Here is an 18,762-nt window from a genome sequence, read left to right as displayed (position 1 = left end):
CATCCCCTTAAAAAATAAATCCGAAAATAAATTGAATCCCTGCCAGCATCAATCCGAAAATCAGTAAAAAGAATCCCGAAAGTATTACAGTTGAAAATGCGTACGTGAAAAATCGTGTAAATTTCGTCATATAACCTCTCCCTTTCGATTTGTTTGCGCATAAAAAAAGAGATGCCCGCGGTACATCTCTTCACTAACTCCCTCCTGCATCCCCCAAGCAGTACTAACGGGGTGTATTTAACTTTCCATTTCTTTTATTTGCTTTAGTTCTTCCATCATTCGTTTTTGCCACGTTAAGGCATCATTTGGCTTCTTTCGTTTCCTTACATCCTTATCACTGCGTAGTAGTTTATTCCGTTTTTTCAACGTTTTCACCTCGTTCTCTATAATCGTCAAAGTCCATCGCCCATCCGCTGCCTTCGACTTTGTCCGGATACCGCAAACCGTGCCTCGTTAACTCTGATAGCGTGTTGAAGATGTTATCGTAAATACCTTGCGCTAATATTTGACCGTCACAAATCAACGTATAATATCGGTTAGGCTTGTCTAGGTTTAACGTTAACTCTCCGCAAATAAGAGGTGACTGATTGCCTTCCCTATCTTCTACGATTAGTTCTGTGTCACCGGAACCTAAGGCGCCCCAGTACGTATGTTTTTTATAGACACATCCTCGCATTTACTTTCCTCCTTTTAACGCTAATAGGCGTTGCTTAGTTTCTGGCGACAACAGTAAGTTGACCGAATAAGTGAATCGATGGTTCTTTCGGCGGTTCTTACGATTCCGTTTTTTACGTTGCTTCTCCATTTAATCTCCTCCTTAAAAAGCGTCACATTAGCATTTTGAATATAAATACACTCGAAAAAATTGAAACGTCTCAGATCGTCTCTATTTGCTTTATATTGCTATGTTTAGCGTAAAAAGCGTCACTTTGTAGCTTGCATTTATCCGATATTCTTTCGGTAATCTCGCATTCTCTTATTCCGTTTTTCTTTTCGCTGAATCTCTCGACATTCATCGCAATATTGCCTACGTTTTTGATCGCCTGGATTAAACGTATTTTCACAACGCTTGCATACCTTGGTAAGCTCGCCCCAATACGCCACGCCGAACGATTGCCAGTAACGCACATTTAACTTTTCATCCGCTGGTAGTACTGCGTTTTCGAAATAGTTACAACGTGATAATTCAATTTCATCCGAATTAAAAAACGGACAAGGCCGGTCTAAATGACAATGCCCGTTACCTGCGTATGTTGCGCAGCTTGTTTCAACTTGCTTTTTCACATCATCCTTTAACATCCTTTAGTTCCTCCAATAAAAAAGACGCTTTTGTGCGCCTCAGTTAAATTTTTATTTAAGAATCCCTTTTGTTGCTGCGTCTTTTTGTTCGTCATCTGCGATAAAGTAAATTCGCTGGTAATCTCCGTTTCTATGTGAACTTAACTCCGGAATATGCCCGCTAATATTAGTTTTATAGCCTTCAAGTTTGTGTATCTGCGCCCATAAATCCGATTTTTGCTTCTCTAATTCGTCGATCTTCCATTGATCGCTGCGTCCTCCGCCCATAGATACGGAGCCGGTCGGTGCTAACCGATATAATTCGAGGTCTAGTTCTTGCGCTTTTCTGCGTAGTTTATCAGCTTCACGTCCTATTGGTTGCGTCAATTGCGACAACGTCTCATTTGCCTCCGAGACAACCTCGTTAATCTCATTTTTCAATCGGTAATGTGCGACCAAACTATCGAGGTACACTTTCTTTGCCTCTGCGATCGCCTCGCGCGCTTTTTCCTCTTCTGCCTTTTTACCATCGATTACTTTGGAAGCTTCGTCCTTTACTGTTTCAATATGTGGTGCTACCTCACCAAAGTCGTAATCCGGTGTGTCCTTTTTCGTCTGATTAAGTACGAAGATTTCCTTTTCCGCAGCTTCGATCTGTGCGTCGAGTTCGTCTATCTTTTTAGGATCGAACGGCTTCAATGGATCGTAGTTCGCGATTATCTCCGACTTTTTAGCATCAAGGTCGGCTATGTTCGTTTTTAGCTCATGTTCGCGGTCTAAAAACGCCTGCTTTCGTTCTCCTTTTTTCTGTAAAAACTTTTTCGCTTTATCTAAAAATCCCATATTATTCGTCCCCCTTAGTATTATTTGATTGTTGTTGAATTAACGTATCTATTCGCATTAGTTCCGCAGCTTGTCTCCCGAAACCTGCGCCGCCTTCGTAGTCTTCGGATTTCTCTGCATATAACTCTCTAAGTTGGCTAACCGTCATACCTTCGTATGGATCGCTAGGCTTGCCCGATTCGTGGTCCCCGTTTTGTATTTGCGTATAATAAGACATTACGTCGCTTCTGGCTTGTCGGTACTCCGTATCTGATACTGTACGTTCGTATGGAGACAATGCGCCCTCATACTTCATTACCGTTTGCTTGGCGTCAATAAGTTTACGCTCGAGTTCAGCGCGTTCATTGAGCCAGTTGTTTGGATTCTCGCTTGTCATTTCGTTACTCCTCTCAAAAAAATAATTATTGACATCCCGGACCCATTGACATATAATTATATTGGATCATAATATCCTCAATAAATAATCAAAAGTAAAAAAATTAGATTGCTAGTTTTTTGCTACGCTCTAAATAATCCATAAATTCTTTCGTAGGTTCAAATTTCATTGCAATTTTAGCTCTAATCACATCCGATACACCACGATTACCGGCCTCGATTTTAGATACTGTTGACTGAGCAACTCCTAAATACTCACTGTATTTTAGTTGACTCATACCCAAATATAGTCTTATTGCCTTAAATGTTTCTTTTTCCATTACATTCCCTCCTTTTTATGCCATATTGTACAAAAATTATCGGCTAAGACGCTGCCGGCTGGCGTCCTAACCCGTCTACTATTATTGGGATTTCCCCCACGGATATTTAGCAATTTATCAATATATTTTTCTAGTTTTTTCGACTTTATTTCTTCGCTTGTTAGTTCCGATAAATAGTACGTCGTAACAGGATATACAGGCGGCTTTTCTCGTTTTAATGGCGCATATCTAATCGGTCGATTCTTATTTATTTCTTTCTCGAGCGAGTCCGTTTCTGTTGGCATATCCCGTCTACGTGTACGATCACCTACCGTATCATCTAACGCAGGCATATAATACCACCTCGGAAGATATGAACCAGTTTCTTTATAACGTTTTATTGCGTCGTGGTGTGCGTCCTTACACGTTTCACAGCAAAATCGACTATCACTACGTTTAGCTCGCTTTCCTTTAAAGTTAGCGTTATCTATCGGATACATATTAAGACAAAACTTATGCGCACACTTCCGCCACTTCTTCCGCTCTTCTTGATAATCCGCCCATGTTGCACGGTCAGCCTCGATCTCTTCTTTATAATCAGAATATAGCGACATAATCGAGTAATCTGCTCGTTCCACGTATGCTCGATCATAGACCGGAGGATTCGCCTTGATTCGTTCCTGCTCGGTGTGTTGTGCGTTCAAGATTAGTGTATTAGCTACCCCCTCTAACGAATTAAAAGGCGCTCTCTTTAAGGTAACGTCAGCAACGTTGGCAAATCGTTCTAAGCCGGTATATGTGCTTTTCGGAAAGTCTGTGCTGTATTCTACGGCATGGTGGGCTTGGAGTTTTTTTATTTCTTTTAAGCTCATTTAATCGTCTCCTTTGCTGGTTTATAGTTAGGAGCCTGGAGTCGGCTAAATTTGAAAACTTTTATTATTAATTTTGAAAGTATTCTTTTAATCTTTTAATACCTCCGACAAATACCTATGTCCGCCTAATACTTAATAGGAAGGACTTTCGTCAGAAAGGACTTCCGGAATACAATGAGTGTAAGCGAATAAGTATTCCATTACTTGATAGTAAAGACATTCGATAGAATGGATTTACAGTGTTTTGATCTTTAATCGCTATTAGTATAAATCTTGCTAATAAATCTAGTTAAATAAATCTAGTTATACGGTAATTATTTACCGGTGGTTAATTAATTGTTTTACCGTTAGATTTTTTCTATTTTACCGGTACTTCCTTTATATCCTCCCACCACGCCTTCTTTCGGCATCCTCAGCTTGTATATTATCGGTAAATTTTTTCTGCGCTTCTGGACATTTCTCGAACAATTCACGTTTACTTAGCGGCTTATATGGAACGTAAATTTTATTCCCTTTCGGTTTACTTATCTTGATTAATCCGAAACTCTCTAACGCACGTAAATGCGTACGAACCGTTTGGATACCTTTTCCATATCGTCGCGAAATTTGCCACTCGGTAGGATATGCGTACCCATAATCGACGTTATAGTAATCAACGATGATAGCGTACAAGTAGCTGTATTCCGGCTTATAATTCGGAACATGTACATAATTCATAATATCTGCGGGCATCTTTACGAAGAAACTCTCCTTACTTTTTTCCAATTTGTTAAATACTTCTTCTGTACTTGGCAATAATAATTGTTGTGTCATAGTCAGCTCCTCTCCTTTTAATTATAGTTTTTGACGAATATTTCCTAGTGCCTTAGAGAATTCCGGAGTTAACTCAAATATAAACGCAGCGTTCCCTCGTACTTTCGTTGACGGTCTTACTTCAATTACTTGAAACCCTTGTTTTATAAGTGCGTCGGCAACTCTTAAACTTAAAATCACTTTCCGGTGTTTCATTAGAATCTCTCCTTTACGCTGATTTAAAATACCTTATAATATAAAGATGCATGAGAACGCCTTTAGCTCACAGAATCGAAAATTTCTTCAACTTTTTTGCCCTCAGTATGTAATACGCATCACTAAGACAACCCGCGCAATTTTTTATAAAATTTTTTATTGCCCTTACTTGTAAATACGTATCTAAATCTATTCTGCGCACATCTCCACCAAAAAATATTTCCCACTATATAAGACGATTCAGTAAGCAATTCATCACAAAAAAGACGAAACAACTTTTGCCGAAGTTGTTCCGCCTTTCTCCGTCCTTACCAACAGTTATCCGCGTACTTCCGTGCGCAAGGGATATACGGTCGAATCACGCCAGTTGCCGCTACCGTGATTCCCGTATTCGCTCGCACAATTCTAATATCGTAAATATTCGTCCTATTTTAACCGGTAATGTTTTCCAATAACGATCAACGAGTTAATCCGTAATACAAAAACGCTAATACTATGCCGAACATAACGAGATATACTGCGTCCCATCCGTCTAATTTAATCGTCCAGGTTTTATCGAGAACCTTCCGCAAGTTTTCGTACCTCCTCGAGCATTACAGCCCATTCCGTGGCATTGAAATCACAGCCGAGCAATAAATCCTCGATCCAAGCCGGCAGTTGTCCGGGTGATACATGCGTATGCAGATACGCCCTTACGATTTCGTCATAGTTCGCTGATTGCTCCGCATATAACGCCTCTTTTTGCGGGTGTTCCTCGGGTAAGTCGTGACGTGCATCCGATTGTAGTCGGTTGTGATCCGCCATTACCTCCGAATAGTTTGGCGTGAGTTGTGCGGGTTCCCCTCCGTCGATCCAAGTGATATTATTATTACTTTCGTGATTGAAATGAGTTGCTTGCATGTTAACCTCTCCCTTTTTATTTTGACTATATTTTGTTGTCGATAACCATATATTACACCGACTACATTTTATTGTCAATAGCAAATTGACTATTTTTTATAGTTATTTTTCAAGAAAATGATACAATATTATTAACAAGAGACGATGATTAAGGAGGAAAGGATATGAAATATGAAGTCGTATGCAACCTAAAAAAGATTATGGAACAAAGAAAAGAGGAAGGAAAAGGGAAATCAATACGCCAAATAGCAGAACTCTCCGACCTAAAGTTTGAAACTGTTCGAAAAATATATAACGACGATATGAAACAATATCACCGAGAGTCAATCGCAGCTATTTGTATTGCAATGGATATAAAATTATGTGATTTACTCGAAATTAAAGAAGTTAAAAATTAAATTTAAAGCAATAAACCTTGTTATATAAGGATTCTAAACATTAATTTTACAGATTTTATTAAAGGAAAATTGCATCTCACTATTTATCGGGTTATACTCTGTACAGAGGCAACCGGTTGTATCTCTAATTTACTTTTCGGAGGTAATTATGGAGATATTTTATGCTATCTTAATCTTTCTTTACATCTCGAGAAAATTAAACATAACGATTACTATAAATAAAAAATAACATAGATTTCATAAACGAAAGTCGTTAGTCTTAAGCTAGCGGCTTTCTTATTTCCATTGATCTATATTTTCGACGTAAACAAAAAAGCGCCAATTACGGCGCCTTATTTTCCGATATTCTCTAACGCAGATTTATACTCGTTATACTTGCTTTCTTCTAAATCGCCGTTAATTTGTACGAGGACATTTTCGTGCTTAATCGTCCAAGAGAAGAGCATCGCAGTTTCTTCGCCTAAAGTGTCGTAGTACTCTTTCATTTCGTCTAAATCCGCGTCATTTTCGTATGTAAATATGCGCCCGCCCGAATCTGATCCGAGTGAAGGAATGAGAAAACGTACCCCTTCGTCTGCTTTCATCGGTGCGATTCCGTAATCGTCCTTCGTCATTTCTTTTGGTTCCTCCGCCTCTAAGCCCGCGTCTTTAAAAGCAGATACGACATCATCCGTTGTTAATTCTTCGGAAGCACCAGCGTTATTACAAGCGGACAAGGTAACTAGAAATACGATACCAATAAATAAAATTAGATATTTTTTCATAGTAAAATAGACCTCCTTTTTATTCATATAGCTTACACTATTTCCAATATTATGTAAATACGGCCAAAGCGTTATTTTATATCCCGTATCAAAACTCTAGCTGACAACGATCTCTAACTACGGACCACCCCGGCCCCGATTAAATTTTTATACATGCGATCGTTTTCCTCGCCCGAATACGTTTGCTACAATAAGTCGGTAATGGCGGTATATAAAGGGTGTATATTCAATGCATACTTATTCGTTTTTACTTCCTATAACCTTTGTTATGTAACCTTACGTTAAGTAAGCGTAGTTGAGCGCCAAAGATTCCGCCATCCATCGTTATAAACGCTTATACATTTCTTATGCACCGTTTCATGAACGTTGATATACGCTATTTTTACGTAAAGTAACCGTCGTATAATTTTGCATAAATTTTCGAAGAAAAATCGCCTATAATTTCCGGGACATTTTCGTTAATAATTACCGGAATATATCCTCCGATCAACTTCCGAAAGTGATCGAAGGGTCACGCGCTGGCAGGGTTCGCCTGGTTTGGGAATTTTAACGGACTATTACCCGAAATTCATGCGCTATATTGTACGATAAATTACCGACTATGACCGATAAAATGCCGTAAAATTCCGCATGAAATCCCAAGTTAAAATCGCCGTTAAATCGGAAATAATCGGAAGCCAATAATCGCGCATAAGTAAACGTATTTGTATCGGGTATTTTTCGGTATCTGACGAGTTTCTTCTTATATAGTGTCTGGAATTAGTATCAGGTCGTAAGCCGTTTACACGTGTGACCCTTCAGGCATTTCCGCAAGCAATTTTATGCGTGCAATATGGGTGTGGTATTCCACCTTGCGAATGCACCTTCTAACTGACAAAAAATTTATACTTGCATGGAAGCGGTGCTATCGGTATAATACAAGCATAGAGCGTGTGAAATTTACGTTATTATTCGTATGACATTTCGATTGACTTAACGTAAAAGAACACCGATATCATAGCGTTTTGTAGCGTACCAAAACGAATATCATATTTATGATTCCGTAGCTCAGCAGGGAGAGCGCCACCTTGACAGGGTGGAGGTCGTTGGTTCGAGCCCAATCGGAATCATTATAAAGCAGAAGTCTGTATCCCCTGTGTATCAGGGATACAGACTTTTTTCACTTGCTGGTACAGGCCTAAAACCTCTATTTTTCTTCAGTAGTCACAGCGTCTTTATGATTTTCTCAAATACGTCTAGTAGCCGTTATATACTAAATAGGCATCGATCACTATATCGAAAACACATCGAATACTTTTTGGGGATAATGGATATATTCCCCATATAAAATCTCGTAAAAAGTCAATATAATTTCTATGTTAATCCCAACACACGACGGAGTTTATTCGGAATTACAATAAAACTTAGGTTAATCTGTTTCATCTAAAATTTCAACATATCCTTCTGTCCCATTAATGCGGATCCGCTGTCCGTCTTTGATTTCCTTCGTAGCGCTTTCGACCCCGACTACTGCCGGGAGACCATATTCGCGTGCAATGACGGCACCGTGCGTCATCATTCCACCGACCTCTGTAACCAACCCCTGCAACGATACAAACAGCGGCGTCCAACTCGGATCGGTAAACGCTGTTACGAGGATATCCCCCTTTTCGATTTCAGCATCTTCCATTTTCATTATAACTCTGGCTCTGCCTTCGATCATGCCGGATGAAACCGGAATTCCCGCCAATGCGCCTTCTGGCACATTTTCCATATTGTACTCGCCAAAAATGACCTCCCCCTCGGATGTCATCAACCGTGGAGGTGTTAATGTTTCAAAATACTCGTATGATTCCTTTCTCTCGGCGATGATCTTATAATCAAGCTGACTGGTGCGAACTGCATTTCTGAATTCCTCAAAAGATAAGCAATAGACGTCTTCCTTTTCATTGATGATGCCCTTTTCGACTAATTTGGCAGCCTCTTTCATCAATGCTCTTTTATAGACAAACATACGGAAGATCCAGTTATATTTTGGATATTCCCGATAACCAATGTAATTCCGCAGAACACAGATCATTTTCTTTGTCTTTTTGGCTTTTTTCTTTCCTTTGGGCAGATTCTCCAAGCGTTTTAAGAGATTACCTTCCTTCGCTTTTGCTTCCAGTAGCCCCTTTTCAAATTTCGCTATACGCGCATTTGGCTCGAAGTTCTGAATGTTGTTCAAAATGACAGGAACGAGTAAAGAAGGCTGTTCACTCCATCGGGTTTTCGTGATATCGATTTCACCAGAGCAGCGCATACCATATTTATCAAGAAAGGCCTGCATCGAATCACGAACGGCCTCCCCGCCTTCCAGCTTCGGAAGTTCATCAAAAATGTCTCCGTTTTCCATCTTTTCAAAATAGGCGATAACTTCCGGGTATTTCCGTACGACATCCGATACATCGAGAAGCGCAAGCCCCATTTCAGACGTCACATTATCAGGGACCGATTGGGATAGAGTATCAGCTGCATTCTTTTCTCCCAGCCATTTTTCCATGTTCTTATTGATCCGGTACGCTGTGATCATCGCGGTCATGATAACGCCTAGACTCCGTGGATCAAACATGTCTCTTTTCAGCTGTTTTTGATCTTCTATTATGAATGCAAACAATTCATCCCCAGATTTATTTGTGATTTCGCTCTGAACAGTCTTTATCGAGTCTTCACTTTTAGCAATAAGCTGTTTGACGAGCGAATGATCATTCCTCTGGTAAACCTTTATTGCATGAACGAGCAATGACCAAGAAAGTTCCTCAGAACCTAACTTGAATATCCGCTTCCCTTTAGGAAGAGATTTAATGAGCTGTTTCCTTTTCAGCAAATTGAACAGGGCGTGATACATCAAGGGGTCGTTCTTCCCCATCGTTTTAAGGCCGATTTTACGTCCAATCGGTGACGCGAGATCATGCGTCAAATCGATAAACAGTCTTCCACCTGCAGTAATCACTTCGTAATTCATGAATTCGAAAAAGGACATCCCCAGTGGATAGATCGGCTCTGTCATCATCTGCTGATGTCCCGCCGACATATAAACCCTTAGTTGGTCATCACTCTTCTCAGGAAGTGGGTATAATGTCGTGATGGGTCGGCTCTGGACGATATAGATCATCCCATCAGCCAGACACCATTCGATATCCTGCGGCGATCCGAAATAGCTCTCGATCTTCCTTGCCATACGTTCCAAATTGACGATTTGAGCATCGGTTAACGTTTGTTGATTTTGTTGCGCATGGTCAAGTTCACGCTCTTCCGTACCGCCAGATTTCAATGCATATATAGCGATTTTTTTAGTAGAAATCATTTTTTCAATCAGTTCACCTTCACGAACCTTATAATTATCGGCTGTCACTAGCCCAGATACGAGTGCCTCTCCCAAGCCAAAGCTTGCATCAATAGACAATACCCTCCGGTTCGAAGTGACTGGATCTGCAGTAAATAAAATCCCAGATCCTTTTGGAAAAACCATTCGCTGAATGATAATAGACAGATAGACTTTACGGTGATCGAAGTTGTTTTGCATACGGTAGGTCACTGCCCGATCAGTAAAAAGAGAGGCCCAGCACTTGCTGATATGCTTCAGGATTGCCTCTTTCCCAACGATGTTTAAATACGTGTCCTGTTGCCCTGCAAAGGAGGCATTCGGCAAATCCTCAGCCGTTGCGCTCGATCGGATTGCAAAAGCCTCGTCTTCGCCAAGCTTTGTGTAGCTGTAGAAAATCTCTTCCTCTATCACTGTAGGAATTTTTAGACTTTCGATCACATATCGAATTTTTCGACTGATTTCTGTGATACGCTCCCTATCTTCTACCTTTAACGTGCAAAGCTGATCGATCAAGGTATTGACCTCTGCATTTTGATTGATTATTTTTTTATAGGCATCAGTCGTAACACAGAAACCTTCTGGAACCTGGATACCTTCAATCCTTGATAACTTCCCCAAGTTTAGCCCTTTACCACCGACGAACAGTAGATCACCTTCATTGATTTCTTTAAAATTGAGAACATAGTTTCCCATCGGTAATTCCCCCCTTTATTTATCGTTCGATGCCATATCGAATCATATTTTCAAATAAGCCTTCCTTTCTTCCAGGAGGCGCTTAGGAAGTATCATTAGGATGAATCGATAGGCTCTAGCTACCTTTTTATGCCTTTTCCTGTTAAAAAGAAGGGTACTGCCAGTTACATGCTAAAACAGGACTTATACTAAAGAATGATACAATTCAATAACTGATAGAGTTATAAATAGAATGACTATAGCCCCTAAAATAAGATTATTGATTACTCCGTTTTTATATTTTTCCGTTACTTTTTTTGAGTTTAGCAGTAGCATCAAAGTAAACGCAAGAAAGGGCAAAATGGTTGCGCTAAATGCTAACCCTATAAAAACAAGCAATATAGGATCATTAACAAATAAAAACAGCATGGAAGGAAATGTAAGCCATAAAAGATAAGCCCGAAAGGCAGGATCCTTTTCTGAAATATTCTTGTTTGAATTTTTGTTTTTTAATATCTGTACAAAGTCTGCGAATATATAAGGAAGACCATTCCAAGCAGATAATAATGACGTAAATGAAGCAGACCAAAAACCAATGAGTAGCAGCCAAGTAGCCACTGTTCCAAACCTCTCACCATAAATATTGGCCATTGTGACAAGACCTTCAGTACCGCTAATTGTCAACCCTCTACCATGTAAAAATTCATTTGCAACTATTATAAGTGAAAAGCAAAAAATAGCAGTAAAAATATATGCTATAGCGGAATCTAAACGCATCACAGATATCCACAAACTGCCACGCCACCCCTTTTCACGAATCCAGTAGCAATAATAAGGGATTGAAGCAGCACCGCCTACACCGCTAATGAGTCCAAGCGTCTGAATAAAAGATCCCTCAGGCATCCTAGGTATGAGTCCGTTAACTAGTCCTCCTATACTTGGAAATACGAGTAAAGCTGACCCTACTACTGTAATAAACATGACTACCACTAAAACCTGCATGATCCGTTCAAACTTCCTATAACGACCAAACCATCCTACAACCAACCCGGCGAGGGCATGAATGATAGCCCACCCCCATATTGGAAGAATCGGAAACATGGCTGACATAAACAATGCGCATGCTGATGTGACCGCGGCACCATAAATTAGTCCAAATAAGACGACATAAAGTACGTAATAACCAGATACCCAACGCCCTAATGATCGCCAACCTTGCAAAATGGTTTGACCTGTGGCTAAATACCAACGCCCTACTCCCTCATTCAAAAAATATTTTATAATAGCTCCTAGGATAACTGCCCATATCAACACTAAACCAAAATCGGCACCTACGATAAGTGCAGCAACTAAATCTCCTGATCCTACACCTGCCGCCGCAACAACCAATCCTGGTCCAACTAATGCTAGTTTGCTTTTACCTAATTCAGATGAACCTTCGAGGTCACCCCTAGCGTGAATAGCCATATTTATTCCTCCTCTGTTAGCCTTCAATGATATATCTACATTATTTTATTATTCCATATATTATCACAAGAATTAATTTTTAAAAATATCTACATAATATACTTAAAGGAAGTAATACAGCTATCGTTGACACAAGTTAAACAACATTCTCCAACTATTCTGCTGTGCTAATTTAATTTCAACAGAATGACCCAAACATACGATAGAACTTTCACAAAAAGAAACAAAGCGAACATTTTTGATGATCGCTTTGTAACTATCGCATCTGATTGCTCAATATAAACTAGCTGACCCCCTTCTTAGAGAATAGCCTTGCTGTTTCAACCTCCTTTTAAACTATTTTGTCAAAGCATCAACTTTGTACCATCACCTATGACTGTAATTTGTAAATTATCGATAACTTTGCTCTTTATATTAATGTTTGGATTTAGCAGAATAGTTCCATTCTGATACAATTTTTTTAGTTTTGATCTTGAAATGCCAAAAATTTCTGCTAGTAGCTTATCGGTTCTAAGACCAAAATCATATTTATAGCAAAGTTTAATAGTAATCTCATTAGATAGTATGGCGAGCTTTTCTTTTCTTAACTCGAATCGTATATCTGTATTAACGCCATTACATCGTTTCCTTAATTTGTTGATTTGAAAAGCATAGTACCAGACTGTCTCTTTATCATTATTCATAAATTTTCGAATTACCTTAGAGTCCATTTTATTAATATTTACTCTCGATAAAATGGGGTAATTCCAAGTCCCCTCACAATGTATACAGTTATAAATAAGCCAAATATCAACTATTTTTTGATTCGCATTCATCCTGAATTTCTCACTACAATAAAATTCTGTGTTCGTTTTACATTTATTACAATTTCTTCTTATAAAAGGCGTTTCCTGAGCAATAATCTCATAAGTGAATAAATTAATGAAACCCATACACTCATTCCTCCTATTTATTCAGAGGAACGCAAAATACGGTTGAATGGAGAAAGATTTCCTATAAAAAAGCGGAATACCTTATAGGCATCCCGCTGGAAGTAAAACAACTGACTTTCCTGCGTTCCCTGTAATGGTTAAAAATAGGCACACTTCTCCTGTCATTGAATAATAATATTCAAAAAAGAAATGTACTATTTAGTTGCTAAACCATTACAAGTATGTTGGCAATTCCAATTCCACCTTCCGTATTTCTCCTATATATTAGTATACCATCATTATACTTTATATCAATAATAATTATTATTTTAATGATAATATTCCGAAAATCACTATTGGCTTGCTCTCCCCCTGTTGGCTATCCAAAGGTGTCCTTTTTTGGATCTTTTAATACTAGCGTTCATTACCCCTACATATGTAACTCTACTAAGATATAGCCATTCGTATTTATCTTTAAGCAAAAGGTCAAAAATTGATATTACTCCATAGCTGCTTTAAATACATAACTGACTTTGTCATAGTCCATTCTATTCTCATAAAAGCGATGTGCATCCGTGCGTTGTAACCCCGATGATAACGCAACACTTTCATAGTTGTTTGCTTTTGCCCAATTATGAACATATGAAAGCAGTTTTTCACCATAGCCATTAGAACGTTTATTCTTGTCTGTTACTAAATCACAAACCCAAACAAATCTGCCATAATATAGTGTTACCATCGGTTTAAATCCAGTTACTGCGATTATTTCGCCTTCATCTAATAATGCAAACATTTTATATCTATCTTTCTCTTTTGCTTCTAAGCTAAGCTCCAAATAGGTTTCTTCATCTAGGTGAGTTCGTAATTGTTTCATGACAGGAAAAGCTTCCATCATTTCATGTTTTGACTGAAGTTCTTTTATAGTTAACGTGTCCAACTTTTAATCCCCCTTGTTATTTGGCTAACCTATTGTATTACTATTCTCCAATGAAGTTCAGTTATATCCAATCTCTCCCATATTCACGAATGAAGGAAATATCCTTATAATAATGTTCCAGATGCCCTTCGTCTATCATCTTTTGAAAAGCACGATCACCTTCATTAGCTTTTCTAATAATGGTTTGGGTTAATCCTTCTAATCGTAACAATACCATTTCCAAATACTTATCTTCTATTCGCTCGCCGTATGATTCAAGAAACAATTGAACTCGCTGTTTTATACGGTCGGCGTGCTTTGATGCATGATAATACACTTTTTCACCTTTTTCTGTAAGATAAAATCTACTTAAGGGAACACAAGTATAAAGGGTATACGCTATATCCCACATTCTTGGACCAGGTCCAGCAACGTCAAAGTCAATAATTCCTACTGGTCGTTCATCGTCAAAGATAATGTTGTAAATTGCAAAATCATTATGACATAGAACTTCATATGGTTGTGGGGTGTTATCGATTGACTCCCAATCATTAAATGAAACGTCACGAACCGAATCATGATATAGACGGAGCATGCTGGCTATTTCTTTTAAAACATCATCCGCCCACATGTATTCTTTTACAGGATAATTTCCTGCCTCCCCTTTAATAAATGATAATAGTTCCCTTCCTTGTTCATCCATTCCAATAAATTTTGGAGAATAGCTAAAACCTTTGTCCTCCAAATGCTTTAATAACTTATGAATCTTTGTACTATTTGGGTTCAAGTCTCGTTTCACCGTTTCTCCAGAACGATAGACACTAGAGATATTCCCTCCTGATAGCTTTTCTTCCGGTTGACCACTTGACATCTGGCTGTTCCTCCTTTCAAAATCGATTTCTTGATAAATTTATCTATTAGATGAATTATAATTTATATTGATCATTATGGAAGCAATAGGAGACGGTGAACTTTTTAAAAATGGGAATGGCAAATGGGTATAAACCAATTCTTCTATTCTATAACTATATTTTCACTTTCCTTCTTCCATCCTTCCATTACTACTTATTCCTATAGATTGTCCTTTGTATCGATGCCATATTGTTCTTTTTTCTAGTAAGCCCATTAACCACAAGTCTTGTTTGTTTCCGTCCAAAAATCGCCTGCATCTAAAAAGTGATACTTGTTTTTAAATTCATACGTAGCTCTCTCATACGAATCTAGCTTACTTTTCCAATAGGTACTTGTCCATGTATTCTCTTTCTCTTCTTCTTTTACTGTTGCAACCTTAGATAATTGCTCTGTAAAATCCTTGACTTCTTCTAACGTTGATATTTCCATATAATCGAAAGAGATTTCTTTCGTAGACATTTCTACTCGATTGAAATGGTTGCAGTACTTCTTGGCTTTCTTAACTGTTTCTTGAATTGGAAGTTCTTCTTTTTCAATAGGAGTGGTTTCAACAAGTAGTTCTTGCATATCTTGAATATGCAATGAAAAATTATTAAACGTTTCAACTAGGTCCTCTTTTTGATGTTGAGTTAAGCTATTTTGTTTGGACACTTCCTGCACAATATCATCTAAGAATAAAACCGATTGATCCACTTCTTCCATATATTGAATAGCAATATTTTCGATATATTTTTCGTATCTTTCGTTTTCATCTTCTAATTCCATATTTTTAAAAAACAACCATATACATGCTAGTAATAAGATCGATACAAATAGTGACCAAAGAACCGTTCGTAAGAATTTTTTGTTCATACTATCCCTCCTTTCTTAATGCTGCAAAAGCGTTAGCACAAATTAAAAAGCTCAGAAGTTCTCCAAATTTTTAATCGTTCTTCATTTTCTCCATTTGGATCAACCCTTACAAATTTTCATTGATTTTAAAAAGATGGATAAGCTTTATCTACGTAAGTCCCGCCCAACATATCGTGAATAGCCCTTTTGTCTGTTCGGAATAGAACCATAAAAACACTTATAAATAACGATAATCCAAGTGTAAGTATGCCAATTAGATGAAAACCAATAACTTCTCTAAAAAAAGTATTTGAAAGCTGAACACTATTACCATCGGTACGTATTAATCTAATTTTACAAATACGTTTTCCAATAATAAATCCTGACCAAAGTACCGGAGTAACAACTAAATACAATGCGTAAAATATATCCCAAGTTATCCCGCTTCTCCAATCAATGGAGAAATCTCCTGTTAACACAAAAAATAATAAACTAATGAAAACGGTTAAGATATTGAAGTCTAAAAAACGAGCCAACAATCTTTCTAAAAAATGAGCATGAATTTTTGATTCCAATATTAAACCTCCTTTTTTCTAACTGTGGAACGAAGCATTTCTCTTATACCAGTATATACAATAGTAACCCCATTTAATAGCGCAGTGCCCCTGTTGCTTCCTCAATCTCCACAACAAATGATCCTCACGAATTGTAAATAAACTTTTTCTTCCGCAAGTCCTTGATTTTTGTTATGATTATATTCTTATTATCAAAAATTAAGTCTATTGTTAAAGGAGTATCTATATGCCTCGCTTTACCATTTCAACATACACAAAACAACGTTATTATACAATATTATTAATTTTAGTTATCTTACTTATTGCTGCAACATTACGTTCCCCGATTACTTCTGTTGGACCACTCATTCCCTTTTTTCGTGAGGAATTAGCGGCTTCCAATTCCATGATCGGTCTAGTCAATACACTTCCATTACTTGCTTTTGGAATTTTCTCACCATTTGTTCCAAAATTATCAAGTAAATTTGGGATGGAGATAACGCTTTTCATTGCCATGATATTTTTATCCTTAGGTATCGTTATTCGATCACTAGGTGGCATTTCCATCTTACTTTTTGGTACACTCTTGCTTGGTATGGCGATTGCGGTTGGTAATATCCTCATGCCAGGGTTAATAAAATCCAGTTTTCCCTTTCATATCGGGTTGATGACAGGACTTTATTCCGTCTCTATGAATATTTTTGGTGCGCTCGCTTCCGGCGTTTCCGTACCCATAGCTTCAATAGCTACATTAGATTGGCGAAATGCAATGCAAATTTGGAGTTTACTTTCTTTTCTTTCGATAATTGTGTTATTGCTTCGACTACCAGCGATTCGTTCATCGAATAAAAAAGTGTTTGTGGAAGTAAAAAGCCAACCATCTAAAGCTATATTTAAATCAAAAATTGCATGGGCAGTAACATTCTTTATGGGACTACAATCTTTAATACCGTATAGTTTATTTACATGGCTACCAGATATTTTACTAACAAAAGGATTTACTGAGAGTGAAGCTGGATGGCTCATTGCTATTTATCAATTAGGGCTCATCCCGACTACTTTTATAGCACCAATTATTGCTGCAAGACTTCAAAGTCAGCGCCTGATTGCATGTATTTCTGGTCTACTCTTTTTCTTTGGCTTATTGGGAATTACTCTCACATCATCTGATGTAATCATTGCTTTTCTCATATTAACTGGTATCGGTGCTGGAACAACATTTAGCTTAGCAATGATGTTCTTTGTTCTCCGCACGAACACCGTTTCGGAATCTTCACAGTTATCAAGTATGGCACAATCGATTGGATATATGATTGCAGCACTTGGACCATTTCTTCTTGGATCGATTGCGGAATGGACAAACGGTTGGGCTGTGCCGCTAGCTATTCTAATGACAGCTTCCTTATGTATTGCCTTTTTTGGTACAATTGCAGGTAAAAATGAAAAGATCTCTTTTGAACCAAAATCAACAAAAGGTGAGGTTTAACCGCCTCACCTTTTCTATGGTTTTAGTACAATAATACTGTCGTATGACCTTTTGTCCTTTTGACTTATTTCTCGACTAATAAAGCAATTGTATCATTTCCTTTATGATACTTGGAACCAGCTACATCATCGTATCCCAATTACATTATCGTACGTCCCTATTCCTTTGCCTTGATATGAAGGTAAAATAAGCATTGGACTAATCCAAAACTATGCATCCTCTTTCCAAAAAATGCAGATAGCGCCTACAATTTCACCGTCAACTAATATCTTATAAAAACCACCATTAGGTCTTTTTATTCTCTGTACTACCCTAACAATGGTGTAAATGCCTTAACTTGAATATCAAAAATAGATTCTGCATCATTTTCTGTTGCTTTAACAAGGCTAGCCCTCATAAATTCACCCACTCAATTATTTTAGACTTTTTACAACGTTTCCTGAAAATAAATGACCACTATATGCGCGACAATATAGCCCGATTCCGGAAATCCCGTCTTTCTTGTCCTTACTTATCGAAAAAGTTAATGTACTCTTCCTTATTACCTATCTCCACTAAAAACGGAAAAAGCGACATAGCTAACAGGAAGAGAACAGCAAGTAAAATTGGCACATGTACTCCTGGTTCAAAGAAAAAGTTCAATAGCATAGGTAGTAGAATAACAGGAGTTAATAAAGCGCATTTTGTTTTTGATTTTTGTGTTTGATATTGTTTTTCTCCACAATAAGGGCAGGTTATTGCAGAGTCCAATGTAGCAGTTTTTTTGATGGTTTGTTTCCAGCTCCATTTATTGTTGCAATTCTCGCAAGTAGGCATTTTAATCCCCCCTTGTTTTGCAAAATTGCCTATTTCTGCAAGAAAGGGCGCTCATTCCTTATTTGCGCCCGTTCGTAATATAAGGTTAACCAGATATTTCTGGTTAAACTTTTG

The 18,762-nt window shown here is 38.0% G+C and carries 23 protein-coding genes, 1 tRNA gene and 1 pseudogene; 3 read left to right on the top strand and 22 right to left on the bottom strand.

Annotated features, from left to right (window positions below):
- Nucleotides 1-7: 7 nt before the first annotated feature.
- The 12 genes from M948_RS43890 to M948_RS40555 all read right to left on the bottom strand — a co-directional run bounded on the left by M948_RS43890 (nt 8) and on the right by M948_RS40555 (nt 5,575).
- A complete protein-coding gene (locus tag M948_RS43890) occupies nt 8-130 on the bottom strand; it encodes a hypothetical protein (protein WP_255326117.1) in 123 nt (40 codons plus the stop codon).
- Nucleotides 131-237: 107 nt separating this feature from the next.
- On the bottom strand, nt 238-366 hold the full coding sequence (locus M948_RS43885; protein WP_021292353.1) for a hypothetical protein: 129 nt from the start codon (nt 364-366) through the stop codon (nt 238-240).
- Nucleotides 350-676, bottom strand: coding sequence for a hypothetical protein (locus M948_RS40590; protein WP_021292352.1), 327 nt, complete (start codon nt 674-676; stop codon nt 350-352). Before M948_RS40590 ends, M948_RS43885 begins: the two co-directional genes overlap by 17 nt.
- Nucleotides 677-805 (bottom strand): hypothetical protein, encoded by a 129-nt coding sequence (locus tag M948_RS43880; RefSeq protein ID WP_021292351.1) that lies wholly within the window; start codon nt 803-805, stop codon nt 677-679.
- A 137-nt stretch (nt 806-942) separates the two neighbouring features.
- On the bottom strand, nt 943-1,299 hold the full coding sequence (locus M948_RS40585; protein WP_021292350.1) for a cysteine-rich VLP protein: 357 nt from the start codon (nt 1,297-1,299) through the stop codon (nt 943-945).
- A 51-nt stretch (nt 1,300-1,350) separates the two neighbouring features.
- Complete coding sequence (locus M948_RS40580; protein WP_021292349.1) at nt 1,351-2,121, bottom strand: hypothetical protein; 771 nt, start codon at nt 2,119-2,121, stop codon at nt 1,351-1,353.
- A gap of 1 nt (nt 2,122) precedes the next feature.
- A complete protein-coding gene (locus tag M948_RS40575) occupies nt 2,123-2,398 on the bottom strand; it encodes a hypothetical protein (protein ID WP_231378708.1) in 276 nt (91 codons plus the stop codon).
- Between the two features lie 202 nt (nt 2,399-2,600).
- Entirely contained in the window at nt 2,601-2,816 is a 216-nt protein-coding gene (locus M948_RS40570) for a helix-turn-helix domain-containing protein (protein WP_021292347.1), read from the bottom strand.
- Nucleotides 2,816-3,667, bottom strand: a complete 852-nt coding sequence (locus M948_RS40565; RefSeq protein WP_021292346.1) for a hypothetical protein — start codon at nt 3,665-3,667, stop codon at nt 2,816-2,818. The genes M948_RS40570 and M948_RS40565 overlap by 1 nt, the downstream gene beginning before the upstream one ends.
- 378 nt (nt 3,668-4,045) lie before the next feature.
- Entirely contained in the window at nt 4,046-4,480 is a 435-nt protein-coding gene (locus M948_RS40560) for a hypothetical protein (protein WP_021292345.1), read from the bottom strand.
- Between the two features lie 21 nt (nt 4,481-4,501).
- A complete protein-coding gene (locus M948_RS43345) occupies nt 4,502-4,675 on the bottom strand; it encodes a hypothetical protein (protein WP_021292344.1) in 174 nt (57 codons plus the stop codon).
- Nucleotides 4,676-5,227: 552 nt separating this feature from the next.
- Complete coding sequence (locus M948_RS40555) at nt 5,228-5,575, bottom strand: hypothetical protein (protein ID WP_021292342.1); 348 nt, start codon at nt 5,573-5,575, stop codon at nt 5,228-5,230.
- A 164-nt stretch (nt 5,576-5,739) separates the two neighbouring features.
- On the opposite strand from M948_RS40555, the gene M948_RS40550 reads away from it, so the two are divergent.
- Nucleotides 5,740-5,973: a helix-turn-helix domain-containing protein gene (locus M948_RS40550; protein ID WP_021292341.1), complete on the top strand. Its 234-nt coding sequence runs from the start codon at nt 5,740-5,742 to the stop codon at nt 5,971-5,973.
- Between the two features lie 332 nt (nt 5,974-6,305).
- Here M948_RS40550 and M948_RS40545 read toward each other — a convergent pair whose 3' ends face one another.
- Entirely contained in the window at nt 6,306-6,737 is a 432-nt protein-coding gene (locus tag M948_RS40545) for a hypothetical protein (RefSeq protein WP_021292340.1), read from the bottom strand.
- A 1,036-nt stretch (nt 6,738-7,773) separates the two neighbouring features.
- On the opposite strand from M948_RS40545, the gene M948_RS40540 reads away from it, so the two are divergent.
- Nucleotides 7,774-7,846 (top strand) — tRNA-Val (locus M948_RS40540).
- Nucleotides 7,847-8,145: 299 nt separating this feature from the next.
- On the opposite strand, the gene ppsA is transcribed toward M948_RS40540, so the two are convergent.
- The 7 genes from ppsA to M948_RS40505 all read right to left on the bottom strand — a co-directional run bounded on the left by ppsA (nt 8,146) and on the right by M948_RS40505 (nt 16,367).
- Complete coding sequence (ppsA, locus tag M948_RS40535) at nt 8,146-10,776, bottom strand: phosphoenolpyruvate synthase (RefSeq protein WP_021292339.1); 2,631 nt, start codon at nt 10,774-10,776, stop codon at nt 8,146-8,148.
- Nucleotides 10,777-10,959: 183 nt separating this feature from the next.
- Nucleotides 10,960-12,222: an Nramp family divalent metal transporter gene (locus tag M948_RS40530; protein ID WP_021292338.1), complete on the bottom strand. Its 1,263-nt coding sequence runs from the start codon at nt 12,220-12,222 to the stop codon at nt 10,960-10,962.
- A 344-nt stretch (nt 12,223-12,566) separates the two neighbouring features.
- Nucleotides 12,567-13,154 carry a DUF1062 domain-containing protein gene (locus M948_RS40525; RefSeq protein ID WP_021292337.1) on the bottom strand — a complete coding sequence of 196 codons (588 nt, stop codon included), beginning with the start codon at nt 13,152-13,154 and terminating at the stop codon, nt 12,567-12,569.
- A 478-nt stretch (nt 13,155-13,632) separates the two neighbouring features.
- Complete coding sequence (locus M948_RS40520) at nt 13,633-14,070, bottom strand: GNAT family N-acetyltransferase (RefSeq protein WP_021292336.1); 438 nt, start codon at nt 14,068-14,070, stop codon at nt 13,633-13,635.
- Nucleotides 14,071-14,131: 61 nt separating this feature from the next.
- Nucleotides 14,132-14,920: a phosphotransferase gene (locus M948_RS40515; RefSeq protein WP_021292335.1), complete on the bottom strand. Its 789-nt coding sequence runs from the start codon at nt 14,918-14,920 to the stop codon at nt 14,132-14,134.
- Nucleotides 14,921-15,174: 254 nt separating this feature from the next.
- Nucleotides 15,175-15,813: a hypothetical protein gene (locus M948_RS40510; protein WP_021292334.1), complete on the bottom strand. Its 639-nt coding sequence runs from the start codon at nt 15,811-15,813 to the stop codon at nt 15,175-15,177.
- A gap of 125 nt (nt 15,814-15,938) precedes the next feature.
- Nucleotides 15,939-16,367, bottom strand: coding sequence for an RDD family protein (locus M948_RS40505; protein WP_021292333.1), 429 nt, complete (start codon nt 16,365-16,367; stop codon nt 15,939-15,941).
- Nucleotides 16,368-16,593: 226 nt separating this feature from the next.
- Between M948_RS40505 and M948_RS40500 the strand changes: the two genes are divergently transcribed.
- Nucleotides 16,594-17,832 (top strand): CynX/NimT family MFS transporter, encoded by a 1,239-nt coding sequence (locus M948_RS40500; RefSeq protein ID WP_021292332.1) that lies wholly within the window; start codon nt 16,594-16,596, stop codon nt 17,830-17,832.
- Nucleotides 17,833-18,044: 212 nt separating this feature from the next.
- Here M948_RS40500 and M948_RS42995 read toward each other — a convergent pair.
- A pseudogene (locus tag M948_RS42995) lies at nt 18,045-18,229 on the bottom strand (GNAT family N-acetyltransferase); the annotation flags it as partial.
- Nucleotides 18,230-18,339: 110 nt separating this feature from the next.
- Nucleotides 18,340-18,648 (bottom strand): TIGR04104 family putative zinc finger protein, encoded by a 309-nt coding sequence (locus M948_RS40495; RefSeq protein ID WP_021292330.1) that lies wholly within the window; start codon nt 18,646-18,648, stop codon nt 18,340-18,342.
- Nucleotides 18,649-18,762: the final 114 nt, after the last annotated feature.

Origin of the sequence: Virgibacillus sp. CM-4, from assembly GCF_000445495.1 — a bacterium.
Classification (GTDB): Bacteria; Bacillota; Bacilli; order Bacillales; family Amphibacillaceae; genus Virgibacillus; species Virgibacillus salexigens.
Note: the sequence above shows the minus strand (reverse complement) of the source record. Positions and strands in the feature narration are given on the sequence as shown.

Bases quoted from the DNA above. Each gene is read 5' to 3' on its own strand.
- M948_RS43890 (WP_255326117.1), bottom strand. From the start codon at position 130: ATGACGAAATTTACACGATTTTTCACGTACGCATTTTCAACTGTAATA.
- M948_RS40590 (WP_021292352.1), bottom strand. From the start codon at position 676: ATGCGAGGATGTGTCTATAAAAAACATACGTACTGGGGCGCCTTAGGT.
- M948_RS43880 (WP_021292351.1), bottom strand. From the start codon at position 805: ATGGAGAAGCAACGTAAAAAACGGAATCGTAAGAACCGCCGAAAGAAC.
- M948_RS40585 (WP_021292350.1), bottom strand. From the start codon at position 1,299: ATGTTAAAGGATGATGTGAAAAAGCAAGTTGAAACAAGCTGCGCAACA.
- M948_RS40580 (WP_021292349.1), bottom strand. From the start codon at position 2,121: ATGGGATTTTTAGATAAAGCGAAAAAGTTTTTACAGAAAAAAGGAGAA.
- M948_RS40570 (WP_021292347.1), bottom strand. From the start codon at position 2,816: ATGGAAAAAGAAACATTTAAGGCAATAAGACTATATTTGGGTATGAGT.
- M948_RS40565 (WP_021292346.1), bottom strand. From the start codon at position 3,667: ATGAGCTTAAAAGAAATAAAAAAACTCCAAGCCCACCATGCCGTAGAA.
- M948_RS40560 (WP_021292345.1), bottom strand. From the start codon at position 4,480: ATGACACAACAATTATTATTGCCAAGTACAGAAGAAGTATTTAACAAA.
- M948_RS43345 (WP_021292344.1), bottom strand. From the start codon at position 4,675: ATGAAACACCGGAAAGTGATTTTAAGTTTAAGAGTTGCCGACGCACTT.
- M948_RS40555 (WP_021292342.1), bottom strand. From the start codon at position 5,575: ATGCAAGCAACTCATTTCAATCACGAAAGTAATAATAATATCACTTGG.
- M948_RS40550 (WP_021292341.1), top strand. From the start codon at position 5,740: ATGAAATATGAAGTCGTATGCAACCTAAAAAAGATTATGGAACAAAGA.
- M948_RS40545 (WP_021292340.1), bottom strand. From the start codon at position 6,737: ATGAAAAAATATCTAATTTTATTTATTGGTATCGTATTTCTAGTTACC.
- ppsA (WP_021292339.1), bottom strand. From the start codon at position 10,776: ATGGGAAACTATGTTCTCAATTTTAAAGAAATCAATGAAGGTGATCTA.
- M948_RS40530 (WP_021292338.1), bottom strand. From the start codon at position 12,222: ATGGCTATTCACGCTAGGGGTGACCTCGAAGGTTCATCTGAATTAGGT.
- M948_RS40525 (WP_021292337.1), bottom strand. From the start codon at position 13,154: ATGGGTTTCATTAATTTATTCACTTATGAGATTATTGCTCAGGAAACG.
- M948_RS40515 (WP_021292335.1), bottom strand. From the start codon at position 14,920: ATGTCAAGTGGTCAACCGGAAGAAAAGCTATCAGGAGGGAATATCTCT.
- M948_RS40510 (WP_021292334.1), bottom strand. From the start codon at position 15,813: ATGAACAAAAAATTCTTACGAACGGTTCTTTGGTCACTATTTGTATCG.
- M948_RS40500 (WP_021292332.1), top strand. From the start codon at position 16,594: ATGCCTCGCTTTACCATTTCAACATACACAAAACAACGTTATTATACA.
- M948_RS40495 (WP_021292330.1), bottom strand. From the start codon at position 18,648: ATGCCTACTTGCGAGAATTGCAACAATAAATGGAGCTGGAAACAAACC.